The 13,790-nt window shown below is 69.5% G+C and carries 15 protein-coding genes; 10 read left to right on the top strand and 5 right to left on the bottom strand.

All coding sequences use genetic code 11. From position 1 onward, the window contains the following. The first annotated feature begins 31 nt into the window (after positions 1-31). Positions 32-1,255 (top strand): DMT family transporter, encoded by a 1,224-nt coding sequence (locus ABH925_RS28255; protein ID WP_370152220.1) that lies wholly within the window; start codon positions 32-34, stop codon positions 1,253-1,255. Between the two features lie 58 nt (positions 1,256-1,313). Here ABH925_RS28255 and ABH925_RS28250 read toward each other — a convergent pair whose 3' ends face one another. The 3 genes from ABH925_RS28250 to ABH925_RS28240 all read right to left on the bottom strand — a co-directional run bounded on the left by ABH925_RS28250 (position 1,314) and on the right by ABH925_RS28240 (position 2,966). Beyond that, the gene (locus ABH925_RS28250) at positions 1,314-1,619 is read right to left on the bottom strand and encodes a hypothetical protein (protein ID WP_370152217.1); all 306 of its coding nucleotides are present in this window, start codon (positions 1,617-1,619) and stop codon (positions 1,314-1,316) included. Positions 1,620-1,635: 16 nt separating this feature from the next. After that, entirely contained in the window at positions 1,636-2,268 is a 633-nt protein-coding gene (locus ABH925_RS28245) for a hypothetical protein (RefSeq protein ID WP_370152215.1), read from the bottom strand. 173 nt (positions 2,269-2,441) lie between these two features. Beyond that, positions 2,442-2,966 carry a SigE family RNA polymerase sigma factor gene (locus ABH925_RS28240; RefSeq protein WP_370152373.1) on the bottom strand — a complete coding sequence of 175 codons (525 nt, stop codon included), beginning with the start codon at positions 2,964-2,966 and terminating at the stop codon, positions 2,442-2,444. A 276-nt stretch (positions 2,967-3,242) separates the two neighbouring features. Here ABH925_RS28240 and ABH925_RS28235 point away from each other — a divergent pair, with 276 nt between their 5' ends. The 4 genes from ABH925_RS28235 (at position 3,243) to ABH925_RS28220 (ending at position 7,936) form a co-directional block, all read left to right on the top strand. Next, positions 3,243-3,434, top strand: a complete 192-nt coding sequence (locus tag ABH925_RS28235; RefSeq protein ID WP_370152213.1) for a hypothetical protein — start codon at positions 3,243-3,245, stop codon at positions 3,432-3,434. A gap of 250 nt (positions 3,435-3,684) precedes the next feature. Then, the gene (locus ABH925_RS28230; RefSeq protein WP_370152210.1) at positions 3,685-6,093 is read left to right on the top strand and encodes a putative Ig domain-containing protein; all 2,409 of its coding nucleotides are present in this window, start codon (positions 3,685-3,687) and stop codon (positions 6,091-6,093) included. A gap of 407 nt (positions 6,094-6,500) precedes the next feature. Further along, entirely contained in the window at positions 6,501-7,166 is a 666-nt protein-coding gene (locus tag ABH925_RS28225) for a DUF4097 family beta strand repeat-containing protein (RefSeq protein WP_370152208.1), read from the top strand. Positions 7,167-7,516: 350 nt separating this feature from the next. Then, positions 7,517-7,936, top strand: a complete 420-nt coding sequence (locus ABH925_RS28220; RefSeq protein ID WP_370152206.1) for an SSI family serine proteinase inhibitor — start codon at positions 7,517-7,519, stop codon at positions 7,934-7,936. Between the two features lie 147 nt (positions 7,937-8,083). Here the strand turns inward: ABH925_RS28220 and ABH925_RS28215 are convergent, their stop codons facing one another. Beyond that, positions 8,084-8,551 carry a MarR family winged helix-turn-helix transcriptional regulator gene (locus ABH925_RS28215; protein WP_370152204.1) on the bottom strand — a complete coding sequence of 156 codons (468 nt, stop codon included), beginning with the start codon at positions 8,549-8,551 and terminating at the stop codon, positions 8,084-8,086. A gap of 56 nt (positions 8,552-8,607) precedes the next feature. Here ABH925_RS28215 and ABH925_RS28210 point away from each other — a divergent pair, with 56 nt between their 5' ends. The 4 genes from ABH925_RS28210 (at position 8,608) to ABH925_RS28195 (ending at position 12,566) form a co-directional block, all read left to right on the top strand. Then, a complete protein-coding gene (locus tag ABH925_RS28210) occupies positions 8,608-9,639 on the top strand; it encodes an NAD-dependent epimerase/dehydratase family protein (protein WP_370152202.1) in 1,032 nt (343 codons plus the stop codon). Between the two features lie 11 nt (positions 9,640-9,650). Further along, on the top strand, positions 9,651-10,901 hold the full coding sequence (locus ABH925_RS28205) for a M24 family metallopeptidase (protein WP_370152198.1): 1,251 nt from the start codon (positions 9,651-9,653) through the stop codon (positions 10,899-10,901). A 163-nt stretch (positions 10,902-11,064) separates the two neighbouring features. Next, complete coding sequence (locus tag ABH925_RS28200; RefSeq protein WP_370152195.1) at positions 11,065-11,862, top strand: alpha/beta hydrolase; 798 nt, start codon at positions 11,065-11,067, stop codon at positions 11,860-11,862. Between the two features lie 92 nt (positions 11,863-11,954). Then, entirely contained in the window at positions 11,955-12,566 is a 612-nt protein-coding gene (locus ABH925_RS28195) for a TetR/AcrR family transcriptional regulator (RefSeq protein ID WP_370152192.1), read from the top strand. Between the two features lie 16 nt (positions 12,567-12,582). On the opposite strand, the gene ABH925_RS28190 is transcribed toward ABH925_RS28195, so the two are convergent. After that, the gene (locus tag ABH925_RS28190) at positions 12,583-13,017 is read right to left on the bottom strand and encodes a nuclear transport factor 2 family protein (protein WP_370152189.1); all 435 of its coding nucleotides are present in this window, start codon (positions 13,015-13,017) and stop codon (positions 12,583-12,585) included. A gap of 120 nt (positions 13,018-13,137) precedes the next feature. Here ABH925_RS28190 and ABH925_RS28185 point away from each other — a divergent pair, with 120 nt between their 5' ends. After that, complete coding sequence (locus tag ABH925_RS28185) at positions 13,138-13,740, top strand: TetR family transcriptional regulator (protein ID WP_370152186.1); 603 nt, start codon at positions 13,138-13,140, stop codon at positions 13,738-13,740. Positions 13,741-13,790: the final 50 nt, after the last annotated feature.

Genomic DNA, 13,790 nt, shown 5'->3' with positions numbered 1-13,790 from the left:
ACCCATGCGCCGCGGACGGCGGGGCGAAGGCGTGAAGTCCAGGCTCGATCCGCTGTCCATGGTGGCGATGGCGGTCACCGTGATCTCCGTCTCGGCCACCGCCCCCCTCACCGCCGCAGCCTCCGCCTCACCGCTCGCCATGGCCTTCTGGCGCAACTGCCTCGGCTTCGCCGTCCTCGGGCCGCTCCTGCTGCTGGTACGCCGTCGCGAGGTGGTGCGCGTCGCCCGGGGCGAGCGCGGCCTCCTGCGCCGGGAACAGTGGCGGCCCCTGGTCTTCGGATTCCTCGCGGCCACCGCGCTCGCCCTCCACTTCGCGGCGTTCATGACGAGCACCCGGCTGACCTCGGTCGCCATGTCCACGGCGCTCGTCGCCACCCAGCCCGTCTGGCAGGCCCTCATCGCCGCGGCCCAGGGCGTCCGGGCGTCCCGCCGGACATGGGCGGGTCTCGGGCTGTCCGTGGTGGGAGCGGCCGCGGCGGGCGGTCTCGACATCAGGTCCGGCGGTACGGCACTGACGGGTGACCAGCTCGCCCTGGTCGGCGCCGTCGCCCAGGCCGGGTACACGGCACTGAGCGAACGGTCGCGCGCGGATGTCAGCACACCGCTGTATTCGACGTTCACCTCGCTGGTCTGCGGTCTGGAACTCCTCGCCGTCTGCGGGCTGGCCCACATCCCGCTGACGGGCTTCGACAGATCCACGCAACTGTCACTGCTCGGGCTGCTCGTCCTTCCCCAGATCCTGGGGCTCGGCTCGCTGAACTTCGCCCTCGGCAGGACATCGGCGACGACCATGAGCGTCCTGCTCCTGCTGGAGACCCCCGTGGCGGCGCTCGCCGCGTGGTGGTTCATGGGGCAGGGCATCAAGCCCGCGACCGTGCCCGGGCTCCTGCTGATCATCGTCGGCGTCACGGTCGTGGTGACGAGCGGCGTGGAGCAGGCCATGGCACAGCAGGGCAGACACCGCCGCACCGGAACACCGCCGTACCCGGCCCACGCCCCGTACCCACCTCAGCCCCCGTACCCACTCCAGCCCTCGTACACACGGCAGCACCTGACGTTCCCGCACCCCGTCACACGGGACCCCAGAGTGGACTGGGCGCGGCACACCGAGGACGAGAGCCCAACACTCGTCCTCACCTATCACGCCGCGGGAGCGTTCGACACCCTGTTCCTGCGCATGCCGCACGCGGCGGAAGAGGCCCCGGGCCTCGACGGCCCCACTGAGGCACGGGAGGACCGCCGCCGACGGCGGTAGACCGCCCGTCCGATCGCGGCAAGCATCCCGGCGCGGACCGGGATGCCGAGCACACTGGTCAGTCCGGCCTGAGCCCGTCCTCGTCGATCAGCCGCGCCGCGAACCGCAGCTGCTCCACCGTCAGCGTCACACCGTCGGGCCCGCGTACCGGGAACCCGATGTCGGCATACCGGCGCAGCACGTCGGCCTGCCGCCGGCGCTTCTCCGCCGCGATGACCTGCTTGCCCCGCCTGGACCAGAACTCGGACCTGGCACGCTCGTCGGCGGGTATCTCCTCGAACTCGGCACGCATCGACCGCAGGGCCAGGGCCGCGAGCGCGACGAGGCCGGCGGACACGCCCAGAGCGATGTACAGCCAGGTCACGGCGTCTCCCCCGAAATCAACGCGTGGGTGTGGGCACGGGCGCGAACCAGTCGGGGCTGGTGGCCATGGCGGCGACCTCCGCGACAGTCAGCGGTGGCGTGCGGGTGACCTTGGTCGAACTGCGGAAGGAGGACATGACCGAAACGGCCACCTGCCTGCCGTCGGGGTAGGTCACGGTGGCGATGTAGCTTGGGCCGTCCCAGGGGGGAGTCGTCCAGCCCATCTCGCCGACCGGCCCCTGCGTGAGGACCTCAAGGGTCGCCCCATCCGGGAGAGCGGTCATCGTGCAGGTCAGGCCATGCTGGAAGTTGTCCTGGAGGATCTGGGAGCAGGCAGGGGAAGCAGTCGAGAACCCCGGCTCGGAGGCGGGCGCGTTCGGCTTGTCGAAGGACGTGTAACGCAGGTATCCCGTCTGCCCGTGACGCGTGAAGCTGAAATTGCCACCCTGGACGGCCGGCAAACTCACCATCGTCGCAGCGGCTGTTCCGGTCGGCGCAGGATCGCTGATCCTGTGGATGTCAGTGACGTCAGCAGGCAGGAGTCCGGCCAGCGGGTAGGGGATCTGGCTCCCGGCGACGTGCGTGGTCTGCGATGTGGCGCTGGTCGCGGGTCCGGCGCCGATGCGCCCCGCGATGGTGAACGCTCCCACGGCGACAGCGGCACAGGCCGCGGAGGCCAGGATGTATCCGTTTCGGCGCCGGCGCCGTTGTGTCCGGACCCCGGCCAGCACCGCCGCGACGACGTCTCCCTGCGCAGGCGGAAGTCCGTCCAGTGCCCGCCCGAGCAGGTCGTGGCTGATGGTGAGGCTCGGCTGGATCTCTGTCATGTCAATGCTCCGATCTGCGGCTCTGTGGTGTCGGGCAGGTCGACGATCGCCTCACCGAGCGCGGTACGCAGGGTGGCCATGGCGCGCGAAGTGTGGCTCTTGACGGTCCCTTCGCTGATTCCCAGGACGTCGGCGGTGGCCTGGACGCTCAGGTCCTCCCAGAAGCGCAGGACCACCACGGCCCGCTGACGGGCCGGCAGCAGCTGCAGCGCGGCCCGTACCGACAGGCCCAGGTCGACGTCCGGATCCGGCGTACCGGTGTCGGGCATCTGCGCATGCGGGCGCTCCCGGTGCCACAGCCGACGCCGGGAGCTGATGAAGGTGCTGTGCATCGTGCGGCGCGCATAGGCATCGATACTGTCGATCCGTTCGAGCCTACGGTGCGCGAGCATGACCTTCACCAGCGTGGACTGCACGAGGTCGTCGGCCTGGTGGACGTCTCCGCACAGCAGGTACGCGCTCCGACGCAGTGCCCCGTATCGACCGGCTATGTATTCGGCCAGTCGATCGTCGTAACCCACTACTGCCACCCCCGGTCTGGCCCCGACACAGGGCCTCACCCCCTATAGAGAGCCGGCGTCGGGTGCCGGTTGTCACCGCGCCCCCAGTCCTTTCGCCACCTCACGAACGACCCCTGGTCATGGGGCGACCACCGCGCAGCTCTCCGAGCAGTCGCACTGCGGCGGCACGGCATCACCGTCTCAGGTCGCTGCGTCGGCACCGGGCAGCCGCCCGGTCCGCGCGGCGCCTACCGACGACGCCTCAGTTTCACCACCCTGGAGGGACGTAGCCACACCGTGCTCGGGTGCGACGTGGTCGCCGGCATCCGCGACGTCGAGGGCCCGGTGGATGTCACCTATGACGTCCGCGACCCGATGCGCGCCGCAGCCCCGGTCGGCCTGCTGCACTACTGCTGGGCCGCCGCCATCTACCTCCTCGGCATGGTCGCGCTGGCCTGCTTCGTCCTGGTGCTCCTGTCACCGCCCTGAACCGTCCCGGCGAGCACGAGCAGGGCTTGTGTGCGGCCTTCTGGTGGATCTGGCGCGAATGCGCCACGGCGAACTGACATGTTCCCGCCATGACGGCGGTCTTTCACAACTTCCAGGGGTGACACGACCATTCGACTGTCCCGTGTCGGCGGCAGCCGACACCACCGGTACCGCCCTGCGCGTCAGGAGAGACATGTCCGGACTGGCTCGAAAAGGACCCTTATTCGTCGTAGGCGCTCTGGCCACGGCGATGGCGCTCGCCGCTCCCGCATCCGCCATCGCCCCGGCGGGCTCCCAGGGCCCCCGCGCGCCGCACGCCACCTCGCCCACGCTCACCCAGGTCAGCAGTGATCCGTACTCCGACTCGCAGGCGCAGCACGCCACCGAGGTCGAGCCGGACACCTACAGCTACGGCAGCACCGTCGTCTCCGCCTTCCAGGTCGGCCGGGTCTCCAGCGGCGGCGCCTCCAACATCGGTTGGGCGACGACGACCGACGGCGGCCAGACCTGGACCCACGGCTTCATGCCCGCCACCACCGCCAACACCGGCGGCCCCTACGTCACGACCAGCGACGCCTCGGTGGCCTACGACGCCAAGGACGGCGTCTGGATGGTCTCCTGGCTCGGCATCACCGCCGGCAGCGACGTCGACGTGGAGCTCAGCCGCTCCACCGACGGCGGGCATACCTGGGGCAACCCGGTCACCGTCTCCACCGGCACGTTCGACGACAAGAACTGGTCGGTCTGCGACGACCACCCGTCCAGCCCCTCCTACGGCCACTGCTACACCGAGTACGACGACGCGAACGCCGGCGACGCCGAGCACATGCGCACCTCGACCGACGGCGGCGCGACCTGGGGCGCGGAGCAGAGCCCGGCCGACAGCCCCAGCGGGTTGGGCGGCCAGCCGGTCGTGCAGCCCAACGGCACCGTCGTCGTGCCGTTCTCATCGGCCAGTTCGAACGCCGAGCGCTCCTTCACCTCCACCAACGGGGGCGCGAGCTGGACCTCCAGCGTGCAGATCGCCACCATCTCGCACCACCCGGTGGCCGGGCTGGAGGCCGCCGACATGGCCAAGCTGCCCCCGCGGGACAGCCTGCGCGAGAGCCCGCTGCCGTCCGCCGAGATCGACGCCTCCGGCAAGGTCTTCGCGGTCTGGTCCGACTGCCGCTTCCGCAGCGGCTGCACGAGCAACGACATCATCATGTCGACCTCGACCAACGGCACGTCGTGGAGCACGCCGGTACGGGTGCCGATCGACGCGGCCACCAGCACGGCCGACCACTTCACGCCGGGGATCGGCGTGGACCCCTCCAGCTCGGGCAGCACCACCCGCATCGGCCTGACGTACTACTACTACCCGAACGCCTCCTGCACGGACACCACCTGCCAGCTCGACGCGGGCTACGTCTCCTCCGCCGACAGCGGCACCACCTGGACCGCAGCCGTCCAGCTGGCCGGCCCGATGACGCTGGCCTGGCTGCCGAACACCAGCCAGGGCCGGATGTTCGGCGACTACATCTCCACTTCCGTCCTCGCCGGCGGCAACGCCGTCACCGTCATCCCGGTCGCCCACGCCCCCAGCGGCAGCACGTTCGACATGGCGATGTACGCACCCACCGGTGGCCTGCCGGTCGGCCAGTCATCGGGCGGCAACACCGTCACCGTCACCAACCCGGGCAACCAGACCTCCACGGTCGGCACCGCGGCCTCCCTGCAGATCAGTGCCACCGACTCCGGCGGCGCCGGCCTCACCTACTCCGCGACGGGTCTCCCGGCGGGCCTGTCCATCTCCACCTCGGGCCTGATCTCCGGCACCCCGACCACCACCGGCACCTCCACGGTGACCGTCACCGCGACCGACAGCACCGGCGCGTCCGGCTCGACTTCCTTCACCTGGACCGTGAACTCCCAGAGCACCGAGACGGTCTCGGTGGCCAACCCGGGCAACCAGACCTCCACGGTCGGCACCGCGGCCTCGCTGCAGATCAGTGCCACCGACTCGGCGGGCAAGTCGCTCACCTACTCGGCCACCGGTCTGCCGGCGGGCCTGAGCATCTCCTCCACCGGTCTGATCTCCGGCACCCCGACCAGCGCCGCCACCAGCAGCGTCACGGTCACCGCCAGCTCCGGCACCGCCTCCGGCTCGACCTCCTTCAGCTGGACGGTCAACGGCTCCACCGGCGGCTGCACCAGCCCCGGCCAGAAGATCGGCAACCCCGGCTTCGAGACCGGCAGCGCCGCCCCGTGGACCATGACCGCGGGCGTGCTCAACAGCGACACCGTCAGTGAGCCGGCCCACTCCGGCAACTGGGACGCCTGGCTCGACGGCTACGGCGCCAGCCACACCGACACCATGTCCCAGGCGGTCGCCGTTCCCGCCGGCTGCAACGCCAGCTTCTCCTTCTGGCTGCACGTCGACACCAACAAGACCAACACCACCGCCATCGACACCCTCAAGGTCCAGGTCATCAGCGGCTCCACCACCACGACCCTGGCCACCTACTCCAACCTCAACGCGGGCAACGGGTACAACCAGTACTCGTTCAACCTCAACTCCTTCGCCGGCCAGAACGTGACCCTCAAGTTCACCGGCGTGGAGAAGTCCGGAGCACAGACCAGCTTCGTCGTCGACGACACCGCCCTGAACGCCTCCTGACGTCAGACCATAATTGACGGATCATCACCTGACGGGGGCTCCCCACCGCCCGAGCGCGACGGGAGCCCCCGTTCCGCCCCGCCCCCGCAACAACCTGCCCTGCGCGGCCAGGAGAACACCGCCGCCAGTGGAGAACCTACTGGGCTGACGGTCCTGCCGGGTGTGTCTGCCCCCGGCACCGTGATCTCGCCCCTGCTTCCTCAAGGTGTCGCCGGCGTAGCGTTCGCTGCATCCAATGCAACGAATAGGAGCATCTGCCATTGCATTAGATTCACAACCATTGCAACGAAAAGTGGGCATCTACCTGTGGCTATAAGGCCAGTGCGCATCATTCATGTTGCCTGATCATCGAACGCAACGTAGCGTTTCTGGTGTCGGAAACAACGAGCAAGCACCAGGAGAGCATCATGCAGAAGTTCGCCACCCCCGCCCCGATCTCCGCCGTCCTGGAGATCGCCGCCGGACGCGTCCAGTTCATCGCCGCGGACCGGGCCGACACCACCGTCGAGATCCGGCCCGCCGACCCCTCCAAGAGCCGCGACCTCAAGGCCGCCGAGCAGACCATGGTCGAATTCGCCGACGGCGTCCTGCGGATCCACACCCCCGAGCCCAGGAACCAGTACTTCGGCCCCTCCGGATCCCTGGAGGTCACCGTCCAGCTGCCCGCCGGCTCCCGCATCCGGGCGACCACCGACGGCTGCGAACTGCGCGGCGTCGGACGCCTGGGCGATGTCGCCTTCGACGGCGCGTACCGGCACATCAAGATCGACGAGGCCGCGAGTGTCCGCCTGACCGCGGTCGACGGCGACGTCGAGATCGGCCGACTGGGCGGCCCCGCGCAGATCAGTACCGCCAGGGGCGCCATCCGGATCACCGAGGCCCTGCGCGGCGAGGTCGTGCTGCGCACCCAGATGGGCGACATCTCGGTCGGCGCCGCCCCCGGCGTCTCCGCCACCCTGGACGCCGGCACCGGCCACGGCCGCGTCAGCAACGCTCTCAAGAACGACGGCAGCACCGAACTCGACATCCGCGCCACCACCGGTCAGGGCGACATCACCGCCCGCAGCCTGTAGGGCCGACAGGACCAGGACGGTCCGGCCGGGCCCACCGCGATCGAGAACCTCTCGGCCCTCGCCCACGATCCGGCCGTCCTGGCGTGGCCGGACGACGGGGGTTGCGCGGGTAATGAGGGCGAGCCTGCCCGGAAACCATGTCCGCGGTCGGCGTCGGGTCGTCGGTCAGCCCGTGGCCGCCTGCCGCCATGGCCGCATCGGAAGGCCCCATCCGGCCAATATGTCATGTGCATGGAAAGGCCGATTCGCAGGGCACCTCCGTGCGTATACGGATGCACCGTGGCAGTCTCGCCAGCTATTGCCCGTCCGAACATTCGGACGCCGCAGGAAACCACCGTCAGGAGACACCCATGCGCCGCATCCGCAACTGGCACGTCACGGCCGCCGTCCTTGGCGCGGCCTGCCTCACGGCACTGGCCGCCCCGCAGGCGATGGCAGCCGAACCCGACCCGACCGTGCCCTCCCTCCTGGTCATGACCGTTGCCAACGGGACTCAGGACGCGCAGACCACCCCCCGCTCGACCGTCCTGATCTGCGGCGCGGCAACCGAAGGGGACCACCCCGACGGTGCCAGCGCCTGTGCCACGCTGCAGGCTGACGGCCTGTCCTTCACCGCACCGCCCGCGCTGCAGATCCTCTGTGCCGACATCGTCCAGCCGGTGACCGTGACCGCCGAGGGCTTCTGGGACGGCGCCCCGGTCTTCTACCAGCAGACCTACACCAACCCGTGCCTCATGTGGCGCGCCACCGGGGCGCTGTTCGCGTTCTGAGTCAGCCCCCGGCACACCCCGGTGGCGAAGACGCCCGGCGGCAGGGCACCTGCCACCTGTCCTGGCGCCGGCGCGCCCGCCTGCTCCGTCGACCCAGCCAATGATCCGCCGCCGGCCGTGCGCCCCTGACTGTGGGTCAGGGATCCGCTAGGGACGTTGCGGGTTTCGCATCTTCGTCAGCAGCGCGAGCAGGGTGTCCTGTTCCTGCGCGTCGAGACCGGCGAACAGCCCGGAGGCGTGCAGCCGCGTTCTCAACGCCTCCCACAGTTCGTGTCCCTGGTCGGTCAGGGCCAGGGTGCGCTTGCGACCGTCGGCGGGGTGAGGCTGACGGGCGACGAGCCCCATGCTCTGGAGCTTGTCGGCGGCCAGGCTGACCGTGGAAGGGTCGCAGTGCAGGCGGGCTGCCACATCCCGCATCGTCGGCGGCTCGGTTCCCGGGGCCAGCGCCCACAACGTGCCGGCGACGGAGGCCGGGACCCCGAACTCGCCGAGCACCTGGGCCACGACCCCATCCGCGGCGTTTCCCACCTCCACAAGAGCACGGACGATCTCGGCCTTCCGCTCGACGTCGGCAGGGCGGGCCGTCGGTGCCTTCACGTCATGGCTTGCGGTCATGGACCTATGATACCTTCCCAATATCAATGAGAAACTCAATGATATTGGGGACGTAGATGACCGACAGTAACGTCGGCGAGACGGTGCTCGTCACGGGCGGAACCGGTTACCTGGCCGGCTGGGTGATCGCGGGCCTGCTCCAGCGCGGCTACCGGGTGCGCACCACCGTGCGCAGCCTCGACCGAGCGCAGCAGGTGCGCGACGCCGTGAGTGAGCAGGCAGGCGGGCAGGCAGCCGGGGCCATCGAGTTCGCGGCCGCCGATCTCCTCAGCGACGACGGCTGGGACGAGGCGACCGCGGGTGCCGACTACGTGCTGCACACCGCCTCGCCGATGCCCTTCGGCCCGGGCGTGGATCTCATCACCACCGCACGTGAGGGCACCCGTCGCGTCCTGGGCGCCGCCGCGCGTGCCGGGGTCGGGCGTGCCGTGTTCACCTCGTCCGGCGTCACGGCCGACACCGGCGACCCGGACACGCCCGCGACCGAGACGACCTGGACCGTGCCGTCCGGCACCACGGTTCGCGCGTACCCCGATTCCAAGATCCTTGCCGAGCGCGACGCGTGGGATCTCGCCACCGCGACCGGGCTCGAACTGACCGCTGTCCTCCCGACGTTCATGCAGGGCCCCATGCTGGGCAGCAGCAGGCCGGGAACGGTCGAGATCATCCGCCGCCTGCTCGCCCGCGAGATTCCCGCCGTGCCGAACATCGGCTGGAACGTCGTCGACGTCCGCGACATCGCCGAACTCCACATCCTCGCCATGACCAGCCCGGCCGCCGCCGGCCAGCGCTACCTCGGATCGGGCACCTTCCTGTGGTACCGGGACATCGCCCGAATCCTCCGCGAGAAGCTCCCGGACGAAGCCGCCAAGGTGCCCACGCGCGCCATGCCCGACATCGTCATCAAGCTGCTCGCGCGGCGCAACCCGCAGATGGCGGTGCTGCGCCCCGAGCTCGGCCGCGTCAGGCTCGTCGACAGCAGCAAGGCACACACCCAACTCGGCTGGCATCCCCGCCCCACCGAACAGACGATCACCGACACCGCCGCCGCGCTCATCGCCACATCACGACAGGGGCGAACAGCATGATGCTCCCACCGGTGCAGCGCACGTCCGTTCCCGTCTACTCACTGGCTGAGCGGGACCGGCGCTGGAACCTGGCTCGCAGCTTCATGGAAGCAGAGGGTCTCGACGGATTGGTCGTGTTCGGCGAAGGAGACGCCGGACCGGCGCCCTTCGCCTTCGACAACTGGTTCACCAATGATCGACCGGGCGTCCTTCTGGTCTTCCCCCGCGACCGGACACCGACAGCGCTCGTGCCGATCCCGACGTTTCTCTTCGATCATCGAGAGGCGGTGCACCGAGGCGACGAGCTGTGGCTCGCCGCGCACGACCTGCGTCTGGGCCGGCAGTCGCATCAGCTCGTCCAGGCCTTGAAGGACCTGGGGCTCGGCAACGGATCCATCGGGGTCATGGGCCTTGACCCCTACCTTCCCGCTCACCCCGAAGGGCGAATCCCGTACCCGTTCTGGGACACCGTGTTGAACCGGCTGCCCGGCGCCGACTTCCGCAATGTCGGGCACGCGTTCGCCCGCCTCATGATGGCGCTGAGCGACGAAGAGATCGCCGTGGTGCGTCATGCCGCCCGCGTCGGCGATGCGATGGCAGAGGCCATGGTGGCCACGGCCGCACCGGGCGTCTCCGAAGCCGACGTGTTCGCGGCAGCCATGGCCACCGCGTACCGGCACGGCACTCTCGCGCCCCACCTGCACTTCTGCTCGGGCCCGGCACCATCGGCATCCGGACAGCCCACGTGGGGGTACCGGCCGCAGGCACCGCGCATCCTGCGGGAAGGCGACCTCATCGCCACAGAGATCTTCAGCAACTTCGGTGGCCGTCAGACGCAGCACCAGGCCGCGATCGCCATCGGCCAGGTCCACCCGATGATCGAGCACGTCGCCCGGATCGCGAACGAGTGCTACGCCGCCGGCCTGGCCACCCTTCGCGCGGGCGCGACCTTCGGGGAAGTCTCCGAGGCCATGCTGGCGCCCGCCGAGGCAGCCGGTGCCTGGTTCCGTGGCCCTCAGATCCACGGGCTGAATCCCTATGGCGCCTTCAGTCGCATCCCCGGGGGACTTGTCCAGGCCGAAGGCGGTGACCTGTACCCGATAGCGGCTCCACGGCCTGCGACGTTGGCCGACATGACCCTCGAACCCGGAATGTCCTTCGCCTTCGAGCCAAGCTGTGGAATCGGCGACCACCTGGTCACCCTCGGCGGGACGGTTCTCGTCGGCGAAGACGAGCCGGTCGAGCTCAGCCCACTGACCGCAGAACTGCTGCGGGCCGGATAGCACCGTCGGCTCGATCCTCAACCGCGGCATCGGGACGGACGCGGCGTCAACCGCGCTGACGTGGAGCGGAGTTGGTCGCGCGGTGGTTGCGGAGGGCGGCGGTCACCGCTACGTTTCTCAGGTAGACGTACTAGTTACCCTACCTAGCGACGCGGGAGAACGTGTGACCACCAAGGCACCCGTAGTGTTCATTCACGGCCTGTGGCTCCATGCCACAGGATGGGCGAACTGGCTTCAGCTGTTCGAGTCCGCCGGGTACGAACCCATAGCCCCGGGATATCCGGGTGACGCCGCGAGCGTGCAGGAAACGCGCGCCCACCCGGAGCGACTGGCGGGCCTGGGAATCGAGGATCTGACCGCCGCCTACGCGAAGGTCATCGCCGCGCTGCCGGCCAGGCCGGTCGTCATCGGGCACTCCCTCGGTGGCCTGATCGCCCAGAAGCTGCTGGCCCAGGGAACCGCCGCGGCAGCGATCGCGGTCAACCCCGGCCAGATCAAGGGCGTGCTGCGGATCCCGCTCGTCCAACTCCGGTCGGGATCCGCAGCACTGAGCCGACCCGGCAACCGCCGCCGTGCGATCTCGCTGAACGCCAAGCAGTTCCGCTTCGGCTTCGGCAACACGCTCTCGGCCGCGGAGTCGCAGGATCTCTTCGATCGCTGGACCATCCCCGGCCCCGGAAGACCGGCGTTCGAAGTCGCCACGTCCAACGTCCGGCGCACCTCGGCAGCCGCCGTCGACACCCGGCGCGACGATCGCGGCCCACTGCTGCTCGTCGCCGGCGGCGCAGACCACATCGTCCCCCCGGTCGTGGTCAAAGCCGCTTACGACCTGTACACACCCAGCCGCGCCACCACCGACTACCACGTGTTCCCCGGTCGCGGACACTCGATGGTGCTCGACCACGGCTGGCGCGACGTCGCCGAGCACAGCCTGAACTGGCTCAACCGCCAGGGCTTCTGATGCCGGCTCTGCCCACCTGGCTCGCGGCATAGGATGGCCACTCGCATCCTTGTCCCTCGGCGGACAACCGACAGGCAAGCGAGCCAGAGAACGTGGAACACGGCACAACGGTGGTGAGGGACAAGATGAGCGAGCCGGGCCCGGCGAAGGTGTCCACGCGCGAGCGCATCCTCGAAGCGGCAACCGACCTCTTCTACGCGCAGGGCCTGCGCTCGGTCAGCGCCGACAAGATCATCGAGCGGGTCGGCATCACCAAGGTGACGTTCTACCGGCACTTCCGCACCAAGGACGACCTGGTCGTGGCGTACCTCGAACGGCAGGCCGAACGGGAACGCGCTGACGTGGCGGCAATTCTGGCCCGGGCCGGCGGAGACGCCAACGAGGCGATCCGGCTGTTCGCCGAGACCATCGGCACCGTCAGTTGCACGCCCGGCTTCCGTGGCTGCCCGTTCATCAACGCAGCCGCCGAGTACGCCGACCAGGACCACCCGGTCCGCCGGACGGTCGCCGCACACCGCCACTGGTTCAGAGCCGTACTCGAGGAAATGATCACACCGCTCCACCCCACCGAGCCGGCCGGCATCGCCGACCAGCTCGTCCTGCTCCGCGACGGCGCGATGGTCAGCGGCTACCTCGGCGACCCGGCAACCGTCTCCCGCTCCCTCTACCGCGCAGCACGAGCCGTCATCAGCTCGCACATGTAGCTGAGATCGTCCTTCCCTACCAGGCCGGCCCGTTCTTCCTGAAGAAGTCGATCAGCCCTTGCGTGTCGGACTGGTAGACGTCCACCTTGCTGATCGTGCGGCCCCTCACCTCGTACCGCTCGAACTGCTGATAGCGGAAGGTCTCACCGCTGGCGCGCGCGGTGAAGACCGCGCTCCAGAGGCCGGCGAGCCGGTCGCCGTCCCCGAAGATCTCTCCCTCGACGAACTGCCACGTGGAGAACTGATCCAGCCAGCCGGGAACCTTCTGGAAGAACTCGTCGCGGCTCGTGGTCGTCCCGCCGTACGGCAGTCCCGAGGGCTCGGTGATGACGACGTCGTCGGCGAGCGTCGCGGCCAGTGCGGCTGGGTCCTGCGACTTCATCGCTTCGTAAAAGAACTGGATTACCGAGGCACTCATGGTCATCCCTTCGTTGAAGTTGATGCTGTGCATCGGGCGGCATCGCGTCGCGCGAAGGCCGCTGTGCGGGCTGCGGGGTCGTCGCCGCCTCCGCCGACCACCATAGAGCAGTTAGTTGTCGATGGACAATAACTTGCCGTTATGATGCACACCATGCCCCAGCCCCGCCGCACGCAGCAGGAACGTGTTGAGGAATCGACCCAGCGGCTCCTGCACGCGGCGGCCGAGCTGATCGCCGAGGGGGCCTACGACGCCGCGTCCGCCGCCGAGATCGGGCGCCGCGCCGGCTACAGCCGGTCCATGGTGCGCGCGCGATTCGGCTCGAAGGAGCAGCTCCTCGATGCCGTGATCCGGGCTGCGTACGAGGGGCCGCTGACGGTCCCCCCGCCCGGGTCGGCGACGGGCATGGAGCGCGTGCTCGCCCGCATCGACGCCGTGGGACGGCTCGTCGACGAAAACCCGGAACTGCTTCGGATGTTGTTCGCCGTCGAGTTCCAGGCGGCGGGCAAGGGATCCGGCATGGCCGTCCGTGCCGCCGGCTGGGTCGGCCTGCTGCGCGGTGACATCCTCGAAGCCCTGCGGGAGGGGCAGCGCGACGGCAGCGTCAGCGGCGACCTCGACGCCGAGGACACCGCCCACGCGATCGTTGTCGAAGGCGTCGGCTCCGCCTTCCTGTGGACCGTGGACCCGGCCGAAGACTTCCGTCGGCGCATCGACCAGTGGCGCGCACGCACCATCAGGGCGCTTAGGCCCTAGAGAAGCCGTTCGAGGTTCGGATCCTCATGGCGGCCGGGGGGTGATCAAAC

The organism is Streptacidiphilus sp. EB129 (assembly GCF_041262645.1).
Lineage (GTDB): Bacteria > Actinomycetota > Actinomycetes > Streptomycetales > Streptomycetaceae > Streptacidiphilus.
Note: the sequence above shows the minus strand (reverse complement) of the source record. Positions and strands in the feature narration are given on the sequence as shown.